Genomic DNA, 23,331 nt, shown 5'->3' with positions numbered 1-23,331 from the left:
GCTGCGTTCTTGGATCGACAACGATATCGTTGTCTGAATCGTGACAATAAATTAAGCTAACCTAGCCGACACAGATCATTCATCTCCGAGATTTAGAGATTTGATTGGATGTAACTAAAACGATCGTTGTCCTCATATCTAAACCCGTCACCTTAGATGGGTATGAAACGAGGGTATGTCGCACATCTCAGCAGGTCTGATGGACGGTCGCAACGGCCGAGCGAGCCAGAAGCCCGAGCCGCGCCCGCTGGTGCTCGGTTTCTCCCAGCCAATTTGGAATGTTTGCTCCCTGCGACGCGAAGTGCTCAACGTGAACGACGGTGATTTTGCCGTCCGAATATGCGACTTCGTTCACGGTATGCCATGCGCCGGGACGGGCCTTCTCGAATGCGTTCCGCGCCGTTGCGACATAGCTGCCGCCTGCGCCAAGGCCGAACATGATCACCAGCTTTGTCTCGGGCGGTAGGGCTCCGAGAAACTTGGTTGCGCATCCGATGGCGATCGTCTGGCCGAAAGTGGTTGCCATGAATTGATCTATCATGCCGCCGCTGCCGACCCACTCGCCCTTGTTGGAATCGAACCGCTCGACGGTGCAGCGGATCAGCGACCCCCAACCAAAGCGACCATGTTGGTCGGCGATGGCAGCCTCAACCATTTTCCTGAGTGCTTCCTTCGATGCCGGCGGCAGGAGACCGATATGGGCCAGGATCTTGCCGACCTGCGTCCTGCCCTTGCGATAAGGGATCTCGTTGTGCGGAAGCCGCCGCAGGGAGTCCGCTTGGCTGGGTCCCTTCGAGAAGCCTAGCACAAGAACTTCGGGTCGCTGATTGCCCCAGGCTAGGGGATTGGCGGTGATCCGCCAGTCTTTCTGCTCGCGCTCCGTGCGAGTTTCGTCGAAAGCAAAGGGCTTTGTGCCGTGACATATCGAGCATGCGATGCGACCGTGAACGGGAAGGCTCGCACGGGTCTTCTGGTTGTTGTCCATGGGAATGAAAAGCTTTCTAAGGGTGTGATGACCCGTATGTGGAAGGAGCGACCGATGAGTAATCAGCGGCTATGCGCAACCGTAATGACGCGGCCGTTGTCACCGATGACCGCATAGACGCTCATCCAGCGCTCGATCAGCTGGAGGCCTCGCTTGCCACCCAGGTGCTGCCTGAGCCGCTTCTTAGCCGCCTTATCAAAAAAGAGCCGGTCCGCTTGACCGCACCGCCGCTCACTGCCGCAGCGCTCCAGCAGTTCAACAACCATAGGCGGGATGGCGCGCTGCTGGCAGCGGCGGCCTGCGTGTGCGGTGAAGCTGGCATCGATCATGACCGTCCTCCTTTCGCGCTGGAGAGGTCGCGGCGGAGTGTCACCTCCAGGGCTTTGCCGACAAAGAGAGGCACATCCATATCGAGCGCTTGTGCCAGCTGACGGGCCTGGTCTTCTCGAAAGGTCTGGGTGCCTATTTGCCAACCGTCCATATCGGCGACGGTCCAGGCCAGAGCTGCGGGTGCCTTATCAGGAGAGCCAAACGTATCCCACAGTCGCCGGCCGATGAGGTGCCCGAGTGCTTCCGCCGACTGGACGCTTTGAAGGTGTTCCGTCAAAAATCGATCCTCGCTGGCTCGACCAGGTGTCGGGATGAAGCCACGGCGGCCCTTGAGCCAACGCATGGCCTCAGCGTGCTCGACCATGACGGGATTCTTGGTTCCGGGGATTGCCCGGAGGCCGCTATCGCTTTTGTCGGCCAGGGCATTGCGGACGGCGCCCTCTGTCATGTCGGCGAGGAGCGCCAATTCCCGCGTTGTAAAATCGTGAACTGCGGTTCCACTTCCGTCCCATTCGAGCTTCCACCTCGCGAGGACCGTATCGGCGACAGTCTGGCAAAGGCCGCTTTGGGTCATAAAGGCATGAGTCTCGCCGCCTGAACCAATGCCGCCCGCCCTTGGCGTTCCAAGCATGAAGACGTGCAGGTCCTGCACCTCGCCTTCACCAAGCGTGTTCATGACACTGGGACGAAAGGCGTAGTCGTAGCCAGCATTGAACGCTGTTGTGATCTGGAAGCGGCTGAGGTCGACATCAGCCGGCGACCGATGGCAATACTCGCCTGCATCACCTGGCTCGAATCCGACGAAGCGCTCGGCCATTTCCGGCCCTGCACCCATCAGAAGGTGGTCGGCCTCGAACAGGAAGATTGTACGGAGCTCGTCGAGCATCTCAGTTTTTACAAAGCGGGTCATATATGAATCCATGCTGCTTATTTGCGTAAAACTATATAGGGTCAAAAAGCGATTCGACGCAAGAGCCATATGAGCAAACGCAAAATAAATTCATCTAATGTGTGTGCATCAAACGATCCGTTTCCGTACACATCCCCAGTGGGTAGATATGGCTGTTAGTTTCCGCAGTCAGTGTCAGCGGATTGTCAAAGTGCGTGTCAGCGGGGCGGGAGACACAGGATCGGCATTCTTCCAAGGATCGAGAAAGGGAAAGCGCAGACCTTCCCGAAACCCGTCGCGAGTACGAATTGGGAAACGCCAGATGACCCAGAGGTATCGGTCGACCCTAATTCACAGCGACGTTTAGGCGGCTTTTCTTCGCAACGTAATGCGCGTCAGTTCGGACGGGCGGCCGAGCCGGAGAGCGAACCCCGCCCAAAGCGCTGTACCGTTGCTCACGCATAGCGCATGCCGTCCACGTCATAGCGGCCGGACACGAATCCGGCATTCGCAAGTGCAGCCAGACGGTCGAGGCCCAGGATCATGCCCCCGTGCGTATGCCCGGATAGTTGCAAGGAGATGCCGCGACCGGCAGCGTTGCGGGCGTTCTTTGGCTGATGATCGAGTAGGTTAACGGGGACGTCAGTAGGCGCATTCCTCAAAAGCCGAAGGCAGATCGGGGGCCGCGTTGCCAGTCTCAGGTGCGGAAAGATCGGTCACACCTGCGATGACGAGCCTGCCACCATTCCGCTGAAGGACCGTATGCTCGTTCTCGAGAAGGTGCATTCCATTCCCGATAGATGCCGCATCCAGTCCCGATAACCGAAGAAATACTCGTGATTACCAGGAATGAAGAGGGTGCCGTCCCGCGCGCGCAGGTCCCGCAGCGGCTCGACGTCGGCCCGACACGCGTCGACGGTGCCATCGATGAAGTCGCCCGTCACGACGATCAGGTCGGGTGCCAGGGCGTTGGATCGATCCACGACCGCCCGGGCCCAGCTTTGCGGAAACAGCCTGCTGATATGCAGGTCGGTGAGGTGCAGCATGGTGTAGCCGTCGAACGCCGGGTCCAGCCCGGCGATACGGATTTCGACATCTTTCATCGGCGGAACGCGGATCGCCTGCTGGATCCCGATCGCCGCCAGCACCGTAGCGGCAGCGGCAATGGCGTAGCGCGCAGCATCGGGGACGGGCGCGCCTCCCTTTCCCACGATCACGGTTACCAGCGTGCCGGCGTCGAGCAGGAGCTGCAACACCGCAAGCAACAGGATCGCGCCGAAAGCCCAGTTGAAGCCGATCACGATCGCCCGGGGGAACTCGGGCGAGAAGACCGAACCGGACGAGAGGCGGGACCAGAGGTGATATTGCGAGGCGAACAACAGCAGGACGGCAATCCCGCTCTTCATCACGATCGGGATGTCGAGGGGCCACAGGAAACGCCCGATCACGAACAGGCTGGGCAAGCTGAAGATAAGATGGAAGATCGGTTCTCTCCGGACTGCAACGGTCGGCGGCGTTCGAAATTATTTCGGGGACGAAGCGGCTACGGCGTGGATTTCGTCCATGCGCGCGTCATCTGCATCGCCGGGCGTGGAAAGGCGATATGCCGATGGTCTCGATCGGTCCGTTCCTCGCGGAGGACGGCGCCCGCGGCTGCGGACGCCGCCTTGGCATCAATGGCCCGTCGGCATCGCGCCCGTTGCCAGCAGCGCCGCACGTCCGGCGCTTCCGTGCGCCAGCATCCAGCCGGGATATTCCACTGCCAGCGGCGCTGCGTCGCCGAGTGCCTTCATCTCCTCGTCCGACAGTGTGACGTCGGACGCCTTGAGGTTGGCGGTGAGCTGCTCTGCGCTCTTCACCCCGGTGATGATGCTGGTCACCGCGGGCTGCTGACGCAGCCATGCGATGGCGATTGCCTCGTGCGTGCAACCGTGGCGGGCGGCAATGCCATCCATGGCCGTCAGCACGTGGGCGCCGCGATCGTCGTCCACCGGGGGAAAGGCGATGGTCGAACGTCGCCCACCGGCTGCACCATCCCGGTACTTGCCGGTCAGATACCCGCCAGCCAGCGGACTGAAGACGATCAGGCCAAGGCCGTGTGCACCCAGCATCGGCGTGACCTCACGTTCGATTTCACGCCCAACGAGCGAGTAATAGCCCTGATAGGACTGAAAGCGCGCAAGTCCGCGCGCGTCGCTGACGCCAAGCGCCGTGGCGACCTGCCACGCCGCCCAATTAGATACGCCGACATAACGGACCAGTCCCTCACGGACGAGATCGTCCAGAGCACGCAGCGTCTCCTCGACCGGCGTCGCCGGGTCCCAGCCGTGCATCTGGTACAGGTCGATGTGATCGGTGCCGAGCCGCTTGAGGCTGGCCTTCACGGCCTCGACGATATGCACGCGCGATCCGCCACCATCGTTTGGCCCCGGCCCCGTCGCATGCTCGAACTTCGTTGCGAGCACCACGTCCTTACGGGCGATCCCGAGCGTCTTCAGTGATTGACCGACGATCTCCTCGGCTTGGCCATCAGCATAGACATTGGCTGTGTCGATGAAATTGATGCCGGCGTCGACCGCGTCGCGCAGGATCGTGTCGACGGCATCCTGCCCGACCCCGCTGGCCGCAGCATACTGACCGCTTGCCTGTCCGAACGTCATCGTGCCGAGGCACAGCTCCGACACGAAGAGGCCGGTCTGGCCGAGACGATTGTAGCGCATGGGGTTGATCCTTGATGATAATTATGGAGAACCCAACATAATCGGAACTTGATAGTTCCGGAACCCCGTATTATCGGAAAAGTGTAATGACGGATCAATCGGACACGATAGCGGCTGACGCACCCCGGCTCGGCCGCAAGCGCGACGCGTCGCGTGACGGTGCCATCCTGGAAGCGGCGATCACCATTCTCGGCGAGGTCGGCTATGACCGCATGACGATGGATATGGTCGCGGTGCGCGCGAAGGCAGGCAAGGCGACGGTCTATCGGCGCTGGTCGTCGAAGGGCGACATGGTTCTCGACGCCGTGGCACAGATGAAGCGCGAGCAGGTCGATTTGAGCAACTTACCCGACACCGGCTCCCTACGCGGCGATATGCTCGCGTTGTTCAAGCCATCGACGGTCGAGGAAAGCGAGCGCAAGTTGCGTGCACTCGCTGGGCTCTCCGCTCTGTTGGCGCAGGATGCCTCGCTCTCCGGTGCTGCCAGCAATGCCATCGTCGAGCCATGGGTCGAGGCAAACCGTGCCGTACTTCGTGCTGCCATCGCCCGCGGCGAAATCGCAGCGGACGCCCCTGTCGAGACGATGGCAACGATCATACCGTCGCTAGCCGCCTATCGGTCGCTGATCGAGCGCAAGCCGTTTGATCGCGCCTTTTTGGTCGAGATGATCGACCACGTTCTTCTGCCAGCGCTGTCGATCGGCAATGTGGCGACGACACTCTCGCGCCTAAAGAACCCTAAAATAACAGGATAGAAAATGATCGCTGCGTTGTCCCATGTAAACTGGCTCGCTGTCTTGGCGGCGAGTGTAGCCAATTTCCTTCTCGGCGCCATATGGTTCGTCGCACTGGTCGGAAAATTCTACCCGATCGCACTCGGCATTTCCGATCGGCCTCCAGAGAAACCAGGAGCATTGTCTCTCATTGGTCCGTTCGTGTGCAGCGCGTTCACGATCGCCACATCGGCGATCCTGCTGGCTGCGCTGGACGTCACCAGATACGGTCCCGCTCTGGAGCTGGGGCTCCTGATCGGTGTCGGCTACCTCGTTCCGATGACGCTTAACATTGCTATCAATCCTCTGTTTCCCCGTCCCTTTTTTTACACGGCGCTGAACGCGCCATTCTTTATCCTCGGAAGTTTGCTTTCGTGCGCGATACTCGTGGCCCTGTCATGAAATCGCGTTTCGGCCGAGTTATCACGCGGCACGGGGACCGTTGTCTTCAGGTTATACGCCTGGCTACGGCTTTCTCTACACCAGCTCGTTCCTTGCGACGTGCGTGCTGATCTGCATCGTCCCCCATGTCGTCAGCTGAAGGCGATGCTCATGCGCTTGCGGCCGGCGCGGTGCAGGGCAACCTGCCAGTGCTGCACTTCCCGGAAGCCCGGGCCTTCGCCCTCTGGCTGACGGTCCACGGCATGCTGGGTGGCCCCCCGCTGTTCGTTGAGGTCGAAGGGTTTGCTTCGCTGATCGAGGATAAGGCGACGTTTGCCGATCATTGGACCAAAGACCTCGACCGTTATTTTCCTGAAGGAATCGATACGCCTGGCGTCGTGATGATCCAGGTTCAAGCCGAGAGCATTCGCTACTGGGATGGCGGCCACGAAGGCACAATCATTCCCTGATTGTCGGCCAACTCGAGGACGGTTTTATCGATTGAGAACGCCGGGCACGAAGGTATCGGCGTTCTCAGAATCGATCGTATGCGGGGAAAGCGCTGGAACACTGCTGTCCTCCTCTCAGCTCCCGCCGCGAGCATATTGTGCAGGCGTCTGACCGGAATGGCGCTTGAACGCTGTGCTGAACGTGTTAGCCGAACTGTAGCCGATACGTCCGGCCACTTCAGCGATGCTGCCGCCCCTGCGGCGAAGGAGATCCATCGCGAGCGTTGACGTGACCCCCGAAATTTCCTCCACGCGGATCTAGAGTCCGGCCTACTGAAGGGACCGACGGATGGAGAAGTCGAGGTTTTCGGAAGAGCAGATCATCGGCATCCTAAAGGAGCAGGAAGCCGGCGTGCCGGTGGCCGAGCTGTGCCGCAAGCACGGGATGAGCGACGCAAGCTTCTACACCTGGAAGGCTAGGTATGGCGGGCTGGACGTGTCGGAGACCAAGCGGTTGCGTGGCCTCGAGGCCGAGAACGCCAAGCTGAAACGGCTCCTGGCGGAGGCCATGCTGGACAACGTGGCGGTGAAGGATCTGCTGGGAAAAAAGTGGTGACGCCTGCCGCGCGACGGGAGGCCGCAGCGTATGTGCAGGCGGCCTTTTCGATGAGCAAGCGGCAGGCGTGCCGGGTGATTGGGGTCGATCGGAGCAGCGTCCGCTACCGGGCGAGCAAGCCGGACGATGGCGCGGACGCGGCGGTGGCGGCTGGCACAACCACTACAGCTATCATACCCATTATCACTACGGACACCGCCGCTAAGGCCGCTCAAGCTATGCCATATGGAATAGAGCAAGGAGGTGCTCAAGCCTGATCTCGAGTAGTCGGGGTTCAGTCCGGCCAGAAGCCGGGTGAAGTCGGCGCGCCGTCGTCGAAGGCCGCAAGATAGTCGATCGCCAGGGGGCGCCACCGCGTCATGCCCTTGTAGTCGACAAGGTCCTGCGGCAGGTCGCGCAGCACCCGATGCATCCGCCGCGCCCATTTCGGCACGGTGACGAGTTCATCGAGTTTGAGAAGATAGCAGCGGATCGGGAACACCACCGCGTTGGAGCGGGGCAACCGCCAGAAGCTCTGCAATTCGACTCGCAGATGAACCTTGTCGCCGACGTTTTCGGTCGTCACCGTGGTCCGCTCCGGCCCCCATTTGTGATAATTTTCAGGACTGGTGTCGAGACGCGGATTGATCGTCATGGTCCAGTTGAACCGACGCATCGGGTGGCCGTGCCGCAGGTTCAACATGAATTTCAGCGCTCGGTCGAACACCCCCATCTCATGGGCGCGCGGCACCGGCGCATGCCATTCCATGAAGTTCATGCCGATATCGAAATCGAGCGACCAGTCGGCCTGGGTCGTGACGATGCCGGCATCCATCCAGAGATTGTCGTCGCGTTGGTCGAGCAGGCAGAAGTCGCCCTGCGACTGCCGCGTGATATATTCCATTGGCCCGTAGGGAAGCGTCGAAACGTCGCCAAAGACGAATCGATCGTCGATGCCGAGCGGCCGGTTGATCCAGCGCCAGTTCAGGCCCTCGCGGTGCAGCTCGAAATGCTCCGGATAGCCTCCCGCCTGCTGCTCCATCAGAAGTTCGAGAAGGTCCCAGCCAGCGAGTTCCATATGGGGGAGGGACTGGCAGCGCAGCGGATCCTCGGCCAGCACGAGCGCACGGTCTTGCATCTCGGAGACATAATGCTCGTCGACGTCGATGCCGTTCTCGAACACCGTGCCGGGTCGGCCCTTGGTATGGGCCTCGATGTTGACCGCGTACATGTAAGCGTCCCGATCGAACGGGAACGGAAAGCGCCGGATGTTGGCCGGGCTGTTACGGAAGGAGAAGTCGTCGCGAAACGTTTCCTTGCGGAAGACGATGCCCATCGGTTGCTCCTTAAAGATCCAGAACGAGCCGCTGCCCTTCGAACCGGGACACGCATGGCATGACCCGGGTGTTCGAGGCTTTCTCGGCGTCGGTCAGGAAGTGGTCGGCGTGCAGCAGGGTCCCCTCGCACGACAGAACGGTCGTTTCGCACTGCCCGCAGGCGCCGCCGCGGCACATCGAGGGCGCGTCCACCCCGGCGGCTTCGATCGCCTCCAGCATGGATTGGTGCGACCCGACCCGCACCGTTACGGCGGCGCGGGCGAGCGTGACCTCGTAGGGTGTGCCGATCGCGGGCGCGATGAAGCGTTCATGGTGGAGGTTGTGGTCCGGCCAGCCCGCCGCGCGGGCGCTTCCGAGCACCCAGTCGATCATGGCGGCCGGACCGCACACATAGAGGTGGGTGCCGAGTGGCTGTTGGCGGAGCAAGCGGTCGAGCGGCGGAGCCTCGCCCCGGTCACCGTGATAGAGATGCACGCGCGTGCCGAAGCGGGTTTCGAGATTGTCCGCATAGGCTGCATGATCGCGCGAGCGGAAGGCGTAATGCAGGTCGAAAGGCGTGTGGTCTTGCGCCAATTGCTCGGCCATCGCCAGGAACGGCGTGATGCCGATACCGCCCGCGATCAACACATGCTTCGTGGCGCGATGGTCGATCGGAAACAGATTGACCGGATGCGTGATGTGAAGCGTCATGCCCGGCCGAACGTGATCGTGGAGGAAGCGCGAGCCGCCACGCCCGCTTTCGTCCCGCCGCACGCTGATGGTGTAATGCGACGTGTCGGACGGCGGGCTCATGAGTGAATAGGCATTGCGTCGGACGAGATCGCCGTCCTGCATCTCGACGACCACATGGGCGCCGCCGGAGAAGGGCGGGAGCGGGCCGGGATCGAGCGGCTCCAAACGGAATCGCTTGATAAATGGCGTGACCGCGACGACGTCGGCGACCGTCACGGCGATGCGGGGGGCCTTGTCGCTCACGGAAAGGCCTCCTCGGTTGGTGGAACGATGCCGGGTTCCTCCGCGTCGATGCAGACGCCCTGGAAGGCCGCGATGCGCCGCGAATAGTGATCGCGCACGAAGAGCGTCAGGCCGCAGTGGGAGCAAACGGCAGGCTGTGTGGTGACATTCTCCGTTATGCCTTTGCAATGGACGCATTGCACGCGGCGGGCCGTTGACCCGCGATGCTCGGTCTCGATCGAGCTGTGGTCGATGCCGGCATCGAGCGCCATCTTCATGGCTTGCCCGATCAACCCTTCGGTTCCGGCGAGGTAGAGCCGCGTGCCCATGCGTGCATTCGCCAAGGCTTGTGCTAGGCGGGGCAGGGCGGCCGCGAGACTCGGTCCCTCGTAGAACATCGCCGCCTCGAGCGCCCGCAAGCGGTCGCTGCGTTCACGATTGGAGTGTTCGATCGGCACGTAGAGGATATGTGCCTTATCGAAAAAGCCGAGCGGTGCGATGGCGGTCATGTCGAGGATGGCGTCTGCCCCGGCTGCATCGGCCACGATCAGATGCTCGGAGCCGGCGCGGGGCGTCAAGGTGCCGTAGACGGGGCGGCTCTTGATGCTGGGCTGAAGCATGGGTCCCTGGCTGGTTGGTGATCGGCTGTGTCGGCCCTGCTTTGCAACCGCTATGCCGCCGTGCGCTTCTTCTTCTGAGGATCGTCGAAATTGATCGGATGGGCGATGGCTTTGCACTGCACGGCCTTGCCGTTTACCTCGAGCGGTGTGCCTTCGCGCGCCGCCTCGACGCTCATGCGCGCGATCGCGAGCGATCGTCCCGTCAGCCTCGACACCATGCCGCAGGTGACGACGCCAATGGGCTTGCCCTCATGCAGCAACACGTCGCCGCCTTCGAGAACCGTGTCGGTCTCGGCCACAACGCCATAGATCTTGAAGCGCTCGCGGCCCTTCAGTCGATAATGCTCCTCCGCGCCACGAAACCCCACCTTGTCGGGCGAGACCGTGAAATCGAGGCCGAGTTCCCACAGCGTGTCGCCGGGGGGCTCGTCCGCGAAGGGATACATCTGCGAGTTGTCGTAGGGGTAGAACAGCAGGTAGCTCTCAACCCGCAACCAGTCGAGCGCCGTGAACGAGGCCGGGATGATCCCTATCTCGCGACCCTCGGACACGATCTGATCCCAGATCGCAGGCGCATCCTCGGCTCGGCAGAAAATTTCATAGCCGCGCTCGCCCGTGTAGCCGGTGCGCGAGATCATCACATGCTTGCCGAATAGAACGGTCTGCAGATGATGGAAATATTTCAACTCGCGCAGGCCAGGGACGTGGCGCGCCAGATATTCGATCGCGAGCGGGCCTTGCAGCGATAGATCCTGCAGATCGTCGTCGAACAGCAGTGCCGCGTTCTTGCCGACGATGTCGCGCGTCAATTCCTCGTAGCCTGTGCCCGATCCGAGCACGACCATCCATGAATTCGGCCCCGTGCGGTACAGAATGCAATCGTCGGTGAACTTGCCGCCATCGTTCAGCATGGCGGCATAGACGGATCGTCCGGGATAGATCTTTCGCACGTCGCGGGTCGTCGCCCGTTGCAGCACGTGGTGTGAATGCGGCCCGGTGAGATGCACCTTCCGCAAGCCCGAGACATCCATGATGGCGGCTTTGGTGCGGATCGCCTCATGTTCGTCAGCAAGCGTCGAGGCCGTATAGGTCCAGGCCGTCTCCATGCCGTTCCAGTCTTCGAGACTGGACCCGAGCGCCCTGTGCCGGTCCGCCAGAGGCGATCGCCGCCATGACATCACGCTCATTCACACGCTCCCTTTAACCGCGACGCGTGGCCGAGGCGACGTCGGTGCGGTGCTCTCACCGGACGCGCCAAGTTTCCAGTCAAGAAACTATTTTGTCCAGTGTGAAATCTTGCAAGGCACGTTCGGCTTGAATTCGTCACGCCAGCCTCTGCTCACGCTTTCATCGTCAGCGCCGAAAAAGAATGCCCCGCGCCGAAATTATCCATTTGACCGCCTCTGGCAATATGTCACGTTTCACTATCAGGAAAGTTTGTTTCGCCCTTCCTGTGTCCGAGATCCGGTCCAAGGGGTCCTCATCATCGCCAGGGGAGATTGCATATGAGCGCCGTCACCGACGACATCCTCCCGCTGGAGGGGCAGCTTCAGCGAACGATCGATTGGCGAGGCGCCTTTTGGGTCGCCAGCGGCGTTCCCGCGCTGGTGCTGTTCTCGATCGGCGGCATCGCGGGCACGACCGGCACCTTGGCGGTGTATATCTGGATCGTGTCGATGCTGATGGGTTTTCTGCAATCCTTCACCTATGCCGAGATCGCCGGTCTCTTTCCCAATAAATCCGGTGGCGCCTCGATCTATGGCGCGACGGCGTGGCTCCCTTACTCCAAGCTCATCGCGCCGCTTTCGGTCTGGTGCAACTGGTTCGCTTGGTCGCAAGTGCTCTCGCTCGGCTGCTCCATTGCGGCCGCCTATATTCTGAATGCGGTCGCGCCCATTCCACTCTTCACCCCGACCTCGCCCGAGGTCGTTGGCTGGATCGGCGCCCATGCGGGCACCAGCCCGACCGACGCGGTCGCAGCCGTTACGGCTGCCGCGACGCCGGCCTTGCGTAGCTGGACCTTGTTCAGCCACACGCTGGGCCCGGTCAGCTTCTCGCTCAATGCGGTGTTCTTCATCGGCGCCGTGCTGATGCTGCTAACCTTCGCGATCCAGCATCGCGGCATTCTCGGTACCGCGAACGTCCAGAAGTATATCGGCCTGCTTGTCATCATTCCGATGCTGATCGTCGGCCTTGTGCCGATCCTCACGGGCCAGATCAATTGGGCTAATTTCTCCCCTCTGACCCCCCTTGCGGTCGCCTATGCGCCCGAGCCCGGCACCTGGTCGATCGGCGGATGGACGCTGGTGCTCGGCGGCATGTTCATCGCGGCCTGGTCGACCTACGGGTTCGAGACGGCGGTCTGCTACACGAGCGAGTTCAAGAACCCCGGTACCGATACGTTCAAGGCGATCTTCTACTCGGGGCTGCTGTGCCTCGTTCTCTACATCTTGGTGCCGTTCACGTTTCAAGGCGTTCTCGGCCTCAATGGCATGCTCGCGACCCCCATCGTCGATGGCTCCGGCGTTGCCGACGCCATGGCCAGCATGGTGGGCGGCGGACAGATGGTGCACGGCCTGCTGGTCATGCTGATGATCCTCGCGCTCATGCTCTGCATCATGACCGCAATGGCCGGCTCATCCCGCACGCTCTACCAGGGCTCCGTCGATGGGTGGCTTCCACGCTACCTCAGCCACGTCAACCAGCATGGCGCGCCGACGCGGGCCATGTGGACCGACCTCGTCTTCAACCTTGTCGTGCTCGCGATCGCGGCCTCCGACGCCACCAGCTTCTTCTTCATTCTGGCGGTGTCGAATTGCGGCTACATCATCTTCAACTTCCTCAACCTCAACGCAGGCTGGATCCACCGCATCGATAACGGCCATATCAAGCGCCCCTGGCGCGCTCCGACGTGGCTGCTCGGGATCGGCACGATCTTCGCCTTCGTCAATGTCGTCTTCATGGGGGCGGGCGCCAAAACCTGGAACCCGCTGGCGCTTTGGGCCGGCCTGATCACGGCCGCGCTGATCGTCCCGGTGTTCTGCTTCCGCCATTATGTGCAGGATAAGGGACGATTTCCCGACCACATGCTCGACGACCTCGGCATGAGCCAGGGCGCCCTTGCGACCCGCAAGGCCGGTATGCTGCCCTATCTCACATTGGCGGCCGGCGTTGTGGTGCTGCTCGTCGCCAATTGGGTCTTCGTGATCTGATTCACCGGCCGATATAATAAAACGGCCGGGCTGATGCCCGGCCGCTTTGGGTAGAGAGTCCGATCGTTCGACTCACACGTCGAGGGTGGTGTCGCGCTCCCATTGCGTAAAGTGACCCATGAAGCTGGCCCACTCGGCCTGTTTCATTTTGATATAGGCGGCCGAGAACTCGGCTCCGAGCGCGGTCTTCAAGCCCTCGTCCTTGTCGAACGCCCGCAACGCGTCGAGCAGGTTCAACGGAAGTTTCGGCGCATCCGTGACCGTATGGCCGAACTGATACATGTCGATATCGTAGCGCTTGCCAGGGTCGGCCTTGGTCAGAACGCCATCGAGGCCCGCCGCGATGATGACGGCCTGGAGCAGATAGGGATTGGCGGCCCCGTCGGGCAGGCGCAGCTCGAACCGGCCCTTGCCCGGCACGCGGACCATGTGGGTCCGGTTGTTGCCGGTCCAGGTCACGCTGTTGGGCGACCAGGTCGCGCCCGACACGGTCCGGGGCGCGTTGATCCGCTTGTAGCTGTTGACGGTGGGGTTCGTGATGGCGGCGAGCGCCTCGGCATGTTTCATGATGCCGCCGAGGAAGCTGTAGCCCTGCGGCGAGAGGCCCATCTCGTCGGCATCGTCATGGAAGGCGTTGACGGTTCCGGTCTTGTCCCACACCGAGATATGGGCGTGGCAGCCCGAGCCGGTGAGGGTCGGAAACGGCTTCGGCATGAAAGTGGCGCGCAGGCCATGCTTCTCGGCGACGGAGCGCACCATGAATTTAAAGAAGGAGTGCCGGTCCGCCGTGACGAGCGCGTCGTCAAAGGCCCAGTTCATCTCGAATTGTCCGTTGGCGTCCTCGTGGTCGTTCTGGTAGGGCGCCCAGCCGAGCGCGAGCATGTAGTCGCAGATTTCGGCGATGACGTCGTAGCGGCGCATCAGGGCCTGCTGGTCGTAGCAGGGCTTGGCGGCACTGTCCTTCAGGTCCGAGATGCCGGCCCCGTCGGCATCGATCAGAAAGAATTCGGCCTCGACCCCGGTCTTGACGTGCAGCCCCTGCTGGGCCGCGTTGGCCGCCACCGTCTTCAAGACCACGCGCGGCGCTTGCCCGACGGGCTTGCCGTCCATGACGCAATCGGCCGGAACCCAGGCGACTTCGGGTTTCCACGGCAATTGAACGACGGCTGCGGCATCCGGCACCGCGAAGAGATCGGGATGGGCGGGCGTGAGGTCGAGATAGGTCGCGAATCCCGCAAACCCCGCGCCGTCGCGCTGCATGTCGGCGATGGCGGCGGCCGGCACCAGCTTGGCCCGCTGGGCCCCGAACAGGTCCGTGTATGAGATCATGAAGTAACGGATACCGCGCTCTTTGGCGAGGCTGGCTAAGTCCTGGGACAAAGGTGTGGTTCCGTTCGGCTGGAGAGGTGAGGAGGGGCGGACGATCAAAAAGAAGGGCGGCTAGAAGCCACCCTGTCCGGGGATCCAGTTGGTGCCGGCGAGCGGCACGCGGGCCATGGCGGCGGCCTCGATCGTGAGCGCGCAGAGATCCTCCGGCTCGAGATTATGGACGTGGTTCTTGCCGCAAGCGCGCGCGATCGTCTGCGCTTCCAGCGCCATCACTTTCAGGTAATTGGCGAGCCGCCGCCCGGCCAGCACGGGATCGAGCCGGCTCATCAGGTCCGGATCTTGCGTCGTGATCCCGGCCGGGTCACGGCCCTCGTGCCAATCGTCGTAAGCGCCTGCCGTCGTCCCGAGCGCGCGGTATTCATCCTCGTAGATAGGGTCGTTGTCGCCGAGCGCGACGAGCGCCGCCGAGCCGATCGAGACAGCATCAGCCCCGAGCGCGAGGGCTTTGGCGACATCGGCGCCATTGCGAATACCACCCGAGACGATGAGTTGAACTTTGCGATGCATGCCGAGCTCTTGCAAAGCTTGGACCGCCGGACGGATGCAGGCCAAGGTCGGCATGCCGACATTCTCGATGAACACCTCTTGCGTGGCGGCGGTGCCGCCCTGCATACCGTCGACCACGACCACGTCGGCCCCGGATTTCACCGCCAGCGCCACGTCGTAATAGGGGCGAGCACCGCCCACCTTGACGTAGATCGGTGTCTGCCAATCGGTGATCTCGCGCAATTCGAGGATCTTGATCTCGAGATCGTCCGGCCCCGTCCAATCCGGGTGGCGCGACGCCGAGCGTTGATCGATACCCTTCGGCAGCGTCCGCATGGCTGCAACCCGATCGGTGATCTTCTGGCCCAGCAACATGCCGCCACCGCCGGGTTTGGCGCCTTGCCCAATCACGATCTCGATCGCATCGGCTTTGAGCAGATCCTCGGGGTTCATGCCGTAACGCGAGGGCAGATATTGATAGACCAACGTCTTCGACTGGCCGCGCTCTTCGGTCGACATGCCGCCGTCGCCGGTCGTTGTCGAGGTGCCGGCTGCCGTCGCGCCGCGTCCCAATGCTTCCTTGGCATTGGCCGAAAGCGAGCCGAAGCTCATGCCCGCGATGGTGATCGGGATCTTGAGTTCGATTGGCTTTTTGGCAAAGCGGGCTCCGAGTACGACATCGGTGCCGCAGCGTTCCCGATAGCCTTCGAGCGGGTAGCGCGAAATGGACGCGCCGAGAAAGAGCAGATCGTCGAAATGGGGCAGCTTCCGCTTCGCCCCGCCGCCACGAATGTCATAGATGCCGGTGGTTGCTGCGCGCCGGATTTCCGACAGCGTGTAATCGTCGAACGTCGCCGACTTGCGCGGGGTCGTCGGCGGGTTGGTGTAGCTCATGCGAAAGACCCCGGAACAGGAGTTGAGACGGACGGACTGGCGGGGCGAACCCTGACGATGCGCTAGCCATAGGCGTCGGCGTGGTCGATGTTGAAATTGTAGAGCTTGCGGGCAGAGCCATAGCGTTTGAACTCGGCGGCCGTGACATCGGCGATGCCGGCCCGATCGAGCAGGGCTTGCACGATATCGAGATGTTCCGGCCGCATGGCTTTCTCGATGCAGTCCGCGCCAAGGCTCTTCACGGTGCCGCGCACGAAAAGGCGCGCTTCGTAAATGGAGTCGCCCAGAGCGTCGCCCGCATCGCCGCAGACGATCAGATTGCCGGCCTGGCCCATGAAGGCCGACATATGGCCGATGCTGCCGCGCACCACGATGTCGATGCCCTTCATCGAGATCCCACACCGCGACGAGGCATTCCCCTCGATCACGAGAAGGCCGCCCTTGCCGGTCGCGCCTGCATATTGGCTGGCATCGCCTTTCACCACGACGTGACCCGACATCATATTTTCGGCGACGCCCGGTCCGGCCGACCCATGCACCGTGATGCTGGCCTCGCGGTTCATGCCGGCGCAGTAATAGCCGACGCTGCCTCGGATCTCGATCGAGATCGGGGCCGCGACGCCCACCGCCACGGCATGCGATCCGCGCGGATTGACAATTTCCCACAGCGTATCGTTGGTGCCGGCTTTTTGGCCATGCAGCGCCTGGTTGAGCTCGCGGAGCGGCGAGACCGAAAGGTCGACGGTCGGCATCGATCAGCGCTCCCAGAAATAGACGGTGGCGGGCTCTGGCTCCCAGACGCGGGCCGTCTCGATGCCTGGGAGCCCGACAAGCGCCCGATATTCGGAGCCGAACGCCACATATTGATCGGTCTCGGCCAGCACCGCCGGCTTGCACGCCACCGGATCGCGCAGCACGCCGAAGCCGTTCTTGGTGCCGACCACGAACGTGTAGAAGCCGTCGAGGTCGTCGAGGCTCTTCTCGAGGGCCTGCCCAAGACTGAGGCCCTGATCCATGCGCCATGTCAGATAGGCGGCCGCGACCTCGGAATCGTTTTCGGTCTCGAACGTCATGCCGTCATGCTTCAAGTTACGCCGCAGGTTGTTGTGGTTCGAGAGCGAGCCGTTGTGGACGAGGCACTGGTCGGAGCCGGTCGAGAACGGATGCGCGCCGAGCGTCGTCACCGCCGATTCGGTCGCCATGCGCGTATGGCCGATGCCGTGCGTGCCGACCATCTGGTCAAGGTCGAAGCGCTTGGCCACATCGGTCGGGTAGCCGATCTCCTTGTAGATTTCGATCGAGTCGCCCGCACCCATGATGCGGATCGCCGGATGATCGCGGCGGAGGGCGGTGCGAACCGCGTCGGCCTTGTCGCTCGGCACACTCAGGACCGCATGCGAGGTCTTGACCGAGAAGCCGACCGGCGCGCCGACGAGTGTCTCGATCGCGGCCGCGAGGCCGGCGAACGCGACCTCCGGTGTTTCGGCCTGCAGCGTGATCTTGGCGATGCCGTCCTTCGGCTGGCCATAAACCGCAAAACCTGCGCTATCCGGTCCACGGTCGCACATGGTGGTCAACATGCCGGACAGCAAATGCCCGAGTTGGGGCTCCAAGCCTTTGTCTTTGATGAAGAGTCCGACGATACCGCACATCTTGCTCACCCGTCCTTCGTCCGTGACCCCGGTCCTAGCAGATCGACCGCCGGGGTTCAAATGACAAGAAGGAAATTTTCCTCAGAAGAATAAAATCGAGCCTCAGCTTGGTTGGTCGGCTCGGCTCAGCTGGAGCTTGCGATCCTGGGCCATGGGTGCGAACCGGTCGATATTGCGGCCGCTTGCCTTATGTTGGAGTGTTGATCGACATCTCCGAGGCGTGTCGACAGCAGGATCTCGGGATGAGGGGAAAACATCCGAATGGGTAAGCGTCTGGGTGTCAGTCCCAAAAGCGGTTTGGCGATCGATCCAAAACGTGTGGCTTCGAGCACGTCTCAGCCCAGCGCCGTGGCGCCTCGATCGATGGCTGACACAGGCTTGGCCAACGCATCCCCTGGCTCAAGCTCCGCGTTAGCGCCCGGGCAGGATCCGCACGCGATGCAGGGCGCCCGCCAAAATCTGCTCGAGGTCGCGATCGGCCGCGAGGTTCGCGCCTTCCGCAACAAGCTCGGGATTACCGGCTCCGATCTTGCGACCGCGACCGGCCTGTCGCTCGGCATGTTGTCGAAGATCGAGAACGGCCTGACGTCGCCCTCGCTGACGACGCTACAATCGTTATCGCGCGCCCTCGGTGTGCCGGTCACGGCCTTCTTCCGGCGTTACGAGGAGAGGCGCGACGCCGTCTTCGTCAAAGCCGGGCAGGGCTTGTCGATCGAGCGGCGGGGCACCCGCAACGGCCACCATTACCACCTGCTCGGCCACTCGGGGGACCGCTCGTCTCGCGTCGTGGTGGAACCCTATCTGATCACGTTGACCAAGGAGTCGGACGTGTTCCCCTTATTCCAGCATGCGGGACTGGAGTTTCTCTACATGCTCGAGGGCGAGGTGGTGTATCGCCACGCCGACAAGCTCTATCCAATGTCGCCAGGCGATAGCTTGTTCTTCGATTCCGATGCACCGCATGGGCCGGAGGAGATGATCGTGCTCCCCATCCGATTTTTGTCGATCATCTCCTACCCGCGCGACGACGAGTAAGGCATCCTCATGCGGTCGCGCCCTTCGGCAAGGGAACCTCGCGCAAGCCGCTGCGAGAAGCCGAGCCGATCAACAGCGACATCATCGCGGCCACGATGCAGAGCAGGCCCGCCGAGAAAAACGCGGCGTTATAATTTCCGACTTGCGTGCGGAGCACGCCGCTGAGCCACGCGGCCGACGCCGCGCCGACCTGATGCGATGCCGCGATCCAGCCGAACATCAGCGCGGCATTGTCCTCGCCGAAAGCCCGTCCGGCCAGTTTGACGGTGGGCGGCACCGTGGCGATCCAGTCCAGCCCGTAGAATATGGCGAAGAGCGACAGGCCGTAGAAACTGTAATCGAAGGCATAGGGCAGGAACATCAACGAGATGCCGCGCAACCCATAATACCAGGCCAGCAGCTTGCGGCTGTCGTAGCGGTCCGTCAGCCAGCCCGAGGCCGTGGTGCCGAACAGGTCGAAGATGCCCATCATGGCCAGCAGGCTGGCGGCCGTCACTTCCGGGATGCCATGGTCGAAGCAGAGCGGGATTAAATGCGTGCCGACGAGGCCGTTGGTCGAAGCCCCACAAATGAAGAACGTGCCGGCCAGCAGCCAGAAATCGCGGGACTTGAGGCCCCGGCCGAGCGCCGATATAGCCCGCCAGGCCGGATTGCCGACCGTGTTGACCGCATGGTGCAGTGTGGTGTCGCCATAGCGCGGGATCCCCACGTCGGACGGCCGATCCCGCAGCAGGAGTGCCACGATCGGCACCAGCATGAGCGCGATGACCGCGACCGTGATCGAGACGGAGCGCCAGCCGAAGCTCGTGGCGAGACCCGCCAGCATCGGCAGGAAGATCAATTGACCCGTCGCGCTGCTGGCCGTGAGAAGGCCGAGCACCAAGCCGCGATGACGCGTGAACCAGCGCCCCGCAATGGTGGCGCCGAGCACGTTGGAAATCATGCCGGTGCCGCTCCCGACGACGACGCCCCAGAGCAGCATCAGTTGCCACGGCTTGGTCATGAGCGACGTCGCCGCGACCCCGCAGGCGAGCAGCAGAAGCGCTCCGCAGACCGCGCGTCGCAGCCCGAACCGCTCGATGATCGCGACCGCGAACGGCCCGATCATCCCATAGAGGAAAATGTTGATCGCGATGGCGCCGCTGATGGTGGCGGTCGACCAGCCGAATTCCTGCTGCAGCGGCACGATCAGGATGCTAGGCGTCGCGCGGACGCCGGCGCCGATCAGCAACACCAGAAACGTGACCCCGGCGACGACCCAGGCATAATGCAGACGACGGGTCATGAGCCGGCTCCTTCGCGGGCGTGTCGCGCCGCCTTTGTCTTGAAATCGACACTGGCGACCCGCTTCAACACGGATCGCAGATCGGATGCCACAGCGGCTCCGAACGTTGTTTCGAAACGCGACTGCGCCTCGGCCCAGAGCGGTCTCGCTCGGGCCAACAGGGCACGCCCTTCCGCCGTCAGCACGAGCAGGCGGCTGCGGCGGTCCTGCTCCGACACGGTCAGGGACACCAATCGGCGCTGTTCGAGTGGCCTCACCAGATGGCCGAGTGTCGAACGATCCATCACCAGCGCTTGCGCCAGCGGTTGGATTGCCGTCGGTCCAAACTTGTCGAGCCGCGACAGAACCGCATATTGGTTCACGCCGATGCCGACCGGCTCCAAGGCGTCGTCATACAGCCGCGTGACGTGCCGCGCCGTCTGGCGCAGCGCGGTGCAATTGCAAAGTTCGGCGGGCGCGTCGGTCATCTGGTCCGATGGTTTGATCCTGCCTCAGAGAACTACGGGCAATTGCCCGTAATGTAAAGGCGCAGGAGGCGCGGACTGATCCGCGCCCCGCCGCTCGGTTCAGTCCACGGGAAAGGGATTGCGCTCGGCAAAACCGCTCTGGTGCCAATAAGGGTAGGGCAGCGGCCGAGCGCTCGCCTCATCCAGCGTCTTGATCTGCTCGGCCTTGAGACTCCAGCCAATCGCACCGAGATTCTGTCGCAGTTGCTCCTCGTTACGGGCGCCGATCACGAGGGTCGAGACCGTTGGCCGGGTCAGCAGCCACGCGAGCGCGACCTGCGGGACCGACTTTCCGGTTTCCTCCGCGACGGAGTCGAGCGCGTCGACGACGCGATAGAGATACTCGTCCTCCATTTGCGGACCCTGCTCGGCCGTCTTGTGCAGGCGGCTTCCGGCCGGGATGGGCTGGCCGCGCCGGATCTTGCCGGTGAGGCGACCCCAACCGAGTGGGCTCCACACGACGGCGCCGATCTTCTGATCGAGGCCGAGCGGCATCAGTTCGGTTTCGTAATCGCGGCCGATCAGCGAGTAATAGGTCTGGTTCGCCACATAGCGGGGCAGGTTGTAGCGATCCGCCACGGACAACGACTTCATCAGGTGCCAGCCGGAGAAGTTGGAGCAGCCGACATAGCGGATCTTCCCGGCCCGCACGAGGTCGTCGAGCGTCGACAGCGTCTCTTCGACCGGCGTCATGGCGTCGAAGCCGTGCAGTTGGAACAAGTCGATATGGTCGGTCTGTAACCGACGAAGCGCCGACTCGCAGGCCTCGATCAGGTGGAAGCGCGAGGAGCCCACATCATTCGGTCCATCGCCCGACCGAAAAGTCGCCTTGGTGGAGATCAGCGCCTTATTGCGGCGGCCCTTGAGGGCTTCGCCCAAGACCTCCTCGGCGGCACCGGACGAATAGATATCGGCGCTGTCGAACAGGGTCAGGCCCGCGTCGAGGCAGATGTCGATCAGGCGGCTCGCTTCGGCCACATCCGTGCTGCCCCAGGCCTGGAAGAACTCGCCTTTGCCGCCGAATGTGCCGGTGCCGAAACTCAGAACCGGAACACTGAAGCCGGATCCGCCGAGGCGTCGATAATCCATTGCATAATCCTTCGCGTTTCTGGTGAATGTCTCGTCGCTGTCAACGAGGAGCACCGGTCGCATGATCGAACGTCGGGTCGCCGGGTTCGTCATGGCCAAATGATTTTATACCGGGCGGTCCACGAGTGGAACCCACCCGACATGACCGCGTGAGGCCGCCGCTGTGATCGAGTCGTTGCGTCTCTCGTCCGGACAGGTCGATGTCTGGCTTGTCGATCCCGCGTCGGTCGGCGAGGCCGATCTCTTGCGCGGGGAGCCGTTGCTCGACGCAGTGGAGCGCTCCCGCTGGCAGGCGCTGAGCTTGGCCGTGCAGCGTCGCGATTTTCTGCTCGGCCGTATCCTCTTACGCACCACCTTGTCGCTCTATGCCGCCGTGCCTCCCGAGGCTTGGCGGTTCGGCATTGGTCAGCACGGTCGACCCTTCGTGGTGCAGCCGGCCTTTGGCCCGCCGCTCGGCTTCACGCTGTCACGAACCGAGGGACTTCTGGCCCTCGCGGTCGCATCAGGCCCGGAGGTCGGCGTGGATGTCGAGGTGATGCGGCCCGATATCGACGCGCTCACGGTCGCCAAGGCCTTCTTCATGCCCACCGAGATCGCTGATCTCGCCCAAGGCCCGAAGACGTCGCTGATCGAGCGTTTCACCACGATCTGGACCTTGAAGGAGGCCTATATCAAGGCGCGCGGACTTGGCGTCACGATCCCGCTCGATGGCTTTCGTTTCGATCTCGCGGGCGATACGCCCCGGATTGCGTTCGACGCCCCGTGTCCGGACGACACGGAGCGGTGGCGCTTTCACGCCGAGGCTCCCACGCCGCATCACCGCCTTGCGGTTGCTTACGCGACACCGCATCGGCTCGACGTCCGCCTGCGGTGGGTCGACGCTTTTCAATGCTGATCGAGGCTGTGGCGCAACGCCGATGCGAGAGCCGGATAGACTGGTGAGGTCGCGGTCGGGATAGGGGTGCCGTCGATCGCCGTGACCGGCATCAGGAGCCGGAGGCTGTTGGTTGCGAAAACGGCGTCGGCGAGCAGCAGGTCGTCTGGACCGACGGAGCGTTCCTCGGCCAGAATCCCAAGTGTCGCGGCGAGATCGAGCACCAGCGCCCGCATCGTGCCGGGCAGGATGCCATCGGAGGCGGGCGGCGTCACAAGCCGGTCGTGGCGCACGGCGAACAGGTTGGCGGCGCTGGTGCAGGCGACCGCGCCCGTGATCGAGAGCAACATGGCGTCATCGGCGCCGCGCGCTTTCGCGTCCTGCAGCGCCAGAATATTGTCGAGATAGCCGAGCGTCTTCAGCTGCGACGCCGGCGAGGACGCGTTGCGCCGGATCGGACTGGTGACCAGCCGGATCGGCGTGAACGCCATGGCGGGCGTCCATGCCGCTGTCGAGGCGAAGACCGTCGGTGCGCAATCGGGGTGGGGCAGCAATCCGCGTGGCCCGGTCCCGCGTGTCACCGTCAGCCGAAGTGCCCGGCACGCGCCGGCGTCGGCCGCGCAAAGCTGCGTCACGGCACGCTGCAAAACCCGTCGCTCGACCGCGATCGCGAGTGTTGCCGCCCCCGCCATCAGCCGGTCGAGGTGGCGGCCCGCCTGATGGGGTATTCCGTCGCGGACCAGCATGGTCTCGAACAATCCATCGCCCAGCAGCAGCCCCCGGTCGGCGAGGTCGAACGGGACTTCGCCATTGGCGTGACACGCGTCGCGGTACCAGAACATGGATCTCTCTTCGGTGCTGTGAGGGGAGGCCGAA

Annotated in this window: 23 protein-coding genes and 2 pseudogenes; 7 read left to right on the top strand and 18 right to left on the bottom strand. The window is 62.8% G+C overall.

Annotation, left to right across the window (positions count from 1 at the left end; translation table 11 throughout):
• Nucleotides 1–187: 187 nt before the first annotated feature.
• The 5 genes and pseudogenes from LGH83_RS08180 to LGH83_RS08160 form a co-directional block, all read right to left on the bottom strand.
• Nucleotides 188–655 carry a hypothetical protein gene (locus LGH83_RS08180; protein WP_227401355.1) on the bottom strand — a complete coding sequence of 156 codons (468 nt, stop codon included), beginning with the start codon at nucleotides 653–655 and terminating at the stop codon, nucleotides 188–190.
• Between the two features lie 392 nt (nucleotides 656–1,047).
• On the bottom strand, nucleotides 1,048–1,314 hold the full coding sequence (locus tag LGH83_RS08175) for a hypothetical protein (RefSeq protein WP_227401354.1): 267 nt from the start codon (nucleotides 1,312–1,314) through the stop codon (nucleotides 1,048–1,050).
• Nucleotides 1,311–2,225, bottom strand: a complete 915-nt coding sequence (locus LGH83_RS08170) for a hypothetical protein (protein ID WP_227401353.1) — start codon at nucleotides 2,223–2,225, stop codon at nucleotides 1,311–1,313. Before LGH83_RS08170 ends, LGH83_RS08175 begins: the two co-directional genes overlap by 4 nt.
• Before the next feature lie 342 nt (nucleotides 2,226–2,567).
• A pseudogene (locus LGH83_RS08165) lies at nucleotides 2,568–3,688 on the bottom strand (metallophosphoesterase).
• A 189-nt stretch (nucleotides 3,689–3,877) separates the two neighbouring features.
• Nucleotides 3,878–4,924: an aldo/keto reductase gene (locus tag LGH83_RS08160; protein ID WP_227401352.1), complete on the bottom strand. Its 1,047-nt coding sequence runs from the start codon at nucleotides 4,922–4,924 to the stop codon at nucleotides 3,878–3,880.
• Nucleotides 4,925–5,142: 218 nt separating this feature from the next.
• Here LGH83_RS08160 and LGH83_RS08155 point away from each other — a divergent pair, with 218 nt between their 5' ends.
• The 3 genes from LGH83_RS08155 to LGH83_RS20085 all read left to right on the top strand — a co-directional run bounded on the left by LGH83_RS08155 (nucleotide 5,143) and on the right by LGH83_RS20085 (nucleotide 6,548).
• Nucleotides 5,143–5,679 carry a TetR-like C-terminal domain-containing protein gene (locus tag LGH83_RS08155; protein WP_264479150.1) on the top strand — a complete coding sequence of 179 codons (537 nt, stop codon included), beginning with the start codon at nucleotides 5,143–5,145 and terminating at the stop codon, nucleotides 5,677–5,679.
• A gap of 3 nt (nucleotides 5,680–5,682) precedes the next feature.
• A complete protein-coding gene (locus LGH83_RS08150; protein WP_227401350.1) occupies nucleotides 5,683–6,099 on the top strand; it encodes a DUF1761 domain-containing protein in 417 nt (138 codons plus the stop codon).
• A gap of 125 nt (nucleotides 6,100–6,224) precedes the next feature.
• Nucleotides 6,225–6,548, top strand: coding sequence for a pyridoxamine 5'-phosphate oxidase family protein (locus tag LGH83_RS20085; RefSeq protein ID WP_413771122.1), 324 nt, complete (start codon nucleotides 6,225–6,227; stop codon nucleotides 6,546–6,548).
• Between the two features lie 114 nt (nucleotides 6,549–6,662).
• On the opposite strand, the gene LGH83_RS08140 is transcribed toward LGH83_RS20085, so the two are convergent.
• Complete coding sequence (locus tag LGH83_RS08140; RefSeq protein ID WP_227401349.1) at nucleotides 6,663–6,803, bottom strand: helix-turn-helix domain-containing protein; 141 nt, start codon at nucleotides 6,801–6,803, stop codon at nucleotides 6,663–6,665.
• A gap of 73 nt (nucleotides 6,804–6,876) precedes the next feature.
• Here LGH83_RS08140 and LGH83_RS08135 point away from each other — a divergent pair.
• A pseudogene (locus tag LGH83_RS08135) lies at nucleotides 6,877–7,271 on the top strand (transposase); the annotation flags it as partial.
• Nucleotides 7,272–7,417: 146 nt separating this feature from the next.
• On the opposite strand, the gene LGH83_RS08130 reads toward LGH83_RS08135, so the two are convergent.
• The 4 genes from LGH83_RS08130 to LGH83_RS08115 are packed head-to-tail and all read right to left on the bottom strand — an operon-like array spanning nucleotide 7,418 to nucleotide 11,220.
• Entirely contained in the window at nucleotides 7,418–8,458 is a 1,041-nt protein-coding gene (locus LGH83_RS08130; RefSeq protein WP_227401348.1) for a heme-dependent oxidative N-demethylase family protein, read from the bottom strand.
• Nucleotides 8,459–8,468: 10 nt separating this feature from the next.
• Nucleotides 8,469–9,434, bottom strand: a complete 966-nt coding sequence (locus tag LGH83_RS08125) for a PDR/VanB family oxidoreductase (RefSeq protein ID WP_413771121.1) — start codon at nucleotides 9,432–9,434, stop codon at nucleotides 8,469–8,471.
• Nucleotides 9,431–10,033: a dimethylamine monooxygenase subunit DmmA family protein gene (locus LGH83_RS08120; RefSeq protein WP_227401347.1), complete on the bottom strand. Its 603-nt coding sequence runs from the start codon at nucleotides 10,031–10,033 to the stop codon at nucleotides 9,431–9,433. Before LGH83_RS08120 ends, LGH83_RS08125 begins: the two co-directional genes overlap by 4 nt.
• Nucleotides 10,034–10,083: 50 nt before the next feature.
• Entirely contained in the window at nucleotides 10,084–11,220 is a 1,137-nt protein-coding gene (locus LGH83_RS08115; RefSeq protein ID WP_227401346.1) for an aminomethyltransferase family protein, read from the bottom strand.
• A gap of 318 nt (nucleotides 11,221–11,538) precedes the next feature.
• On the opposite strand from LGH83_RS08115, the gene LGH83_RS08110 reads away from it, so the two are divergent.
• On the top strand, nucleotides 11,539–13,245 hold the full coding sequence (locus LGH83_RS08110) for an APC family permease (protein ID WP_227401345.1): 1,707 nt from the start codon (nucleotides 11,539–11,541) through the stop codon (nucleotides 13,243–13,245).
• A 72-nt stretch (nucleotides 13,246–13,317) separates the two neighbouring features.
• On the opposite strand, the gene glnT is transcribed toward LGH83_RS08110, so the two are convergent.
• The 4 genes from glnT to LGH83_RS08090 form a co-directional block, all read right to left on the bottom strand.
• Nucleotides 13,318–14,625 carry a type III glutamate--ammonia ligase gene (gene glnT, locus LGH83_RS08105; protein ID WP_227401344.1) on the bottom strand — a complete coding sequence of 436 codons (1,308 nt, stop codon included), beginning with the start codon at nucleotides 14,623–14,625 and terminating at the stop codon, nucleotides 13,318–13,320.
• A 60-nt stretch (nucleotides 14,626–14,685) separates the two neighbouring features.
• Entirely contained in the window at nucleotides 14,686–16,014 is a 1,329-nt protein-coding gene (locus tag LGH83_RS08100; protein ID WP_227401343.1) for an FMN-binding glutamate synthase family protein, read from the bottom strand.
• A 62-nt stretch (nucleotides 16,015–16,076) separates the two neighbouring features.
• The gene (locus LGH83_RS08095) at nucleotides 16,077–16,766 is read right to left on the bottom strand and encodes a GXGXG domain-containing protein (RefSeq protein ID WP_227401342.1); all 690 of its coding nucleotides are present in this window, start codon (nucleotides 16,764–16,766) and stop codon (nucleotides 16,077–16,079) included.
• Between the two features lie 3 nt (nucleotides 16,767–16,769).
• Nucleotides 16,770–17,666: a class II glutamine amidotransferase gene (locus tag LGH83_RS08090; protein ID WP_227401777.1), complete on the bottom strand. Its 897-nt coding sequence runs from the start codon at nucleotides 17,664–17,666 to the stop codon at nucleotides 16,770–16,772.
• 363 nt (nucleotides 17,667–18,029) lie between these two features.
• Between LGH83_RS08090 and LGH83_RS08085 the strand changes: the two genes are divergently transcribed.
• Nucleotides 18,030–18,701: a helix-turn-helix domain-containing protein gene (locus tag LGH83_RS08085; protein WP_227401341.1), complete on the top strand. Its 672-nt coding sequence runs from the start codon at nucleotides 18,030–18,032 to the stop codon at nucleotides 18,699–18,701.
• A 7-nt stretch (nucleotides 18,702–18,708) separates the two neighbouring features.
• On the opposite strand, the gene LGH83_RS08080 is transcribed toward LGH83_RS08085, so the two are convergent.
• The 3 genes from LGH83_RS08080 to LGH83_RS08070 all read right to left on the bottom strand — a co-directional run bounded on the left by LGH83_RS08080 (nucleotide 18,709) and on the right by LGH83_RS08070 (nucleotide 21,581).
• Nucleotides 18,709–19,986 carry an MFS transporter gene (locus LGH83_RS08080; RefSeq protein ID WP_227401340.1) on the bottom strand — a complete coding sequence of 426 codons (1,278 nt, stop codon included), beginning with the start codon at nucleotides 19,984–19,986 and terminating at the stop codon, nucleotides 18,709–18,711.
• Nucleotides 19,983–20,453, bottom strand: a complete 471-nt coding sequence (locus tag LGH83_RS08075; protein WP_227401339.1) for a MarR family winged helix-turn-helix transcriptional regulator — start codon at nucleotides 20,451–20,453, stop codon at nucleotides 19,983–19,985. Before LGH83_RS08075 ends, LGH83_RS08080 begins: the two co-directional genes overlap by 4 nt.
• A 99-nt stretch (nucleotides 20,454–20,552) precedes the next feature.
• Nucleotides 20,553–21,581 carry an aldo/keto reductase gene (locus LGH83_RS08070; RefSeq protein ID WP_227401338.1) on the bottom strand — a complete coding sequence of 343 codons (1,029 nt, stop codon included), beginning with the start codon at nucleotides 21,579–21,581 and terminating at the stop codon, nucleotides 20,553–20,555.
• A gap of 163 nt (nucleotides 21,582–21,744) precedes the next feature.
• Here LGH83_RS08070 and LGH83_RS08065 point away from each other — a divergent pair, with 163 nt between their 5' ends.
• On the top strand, nucleotides 21,745–22,476 hold the full coding sequence (locus LGH83_RS08065; RefSeq protein ID WP_227401337.1) for a 4'-phosphopantetheinyl transferase family protein: 732 nt from the start codon (nucleotides 21,745–21,747) through the stop codon (nucleotides 22,474–22,476).
• Here LGH83_RS08065 and LGH83_RS08060 read toward each other — a convergent pair.
• Nucleotides 22,467–23,297 carry an aminotransferase class IV gene (locus LGH83_RS08060; RefSeq protein WP_227401336.1) on the bottom strand — a complete coding sequence of 277 codons (831 nt, stop codon included), beginning with the start codon at nucleotides 23,295–23,297 and terminating at the stop codon, nucleotides 22,467–22,469. The genes LGH83_RS08065 and LGH83_RS08060 overlap by 10 nt on opposite strands.
• Nucleotides 23,298–23,331: the final 34 nt, after the last annotated feature.

The organism is Lichenihabitans sp. PAMC28606 (assembly GCF_020616535.1).
Lineage (GTDB): Bacteria > Pseudomonadota > Alphaproteobacteria > Rhizobiales > Beijerinckiaceae > Lichenihabitans > Lichenihabitans psoromatis.
This window is presented reverse-complemented; position numbering and strand designations above follow the sequence as displayed.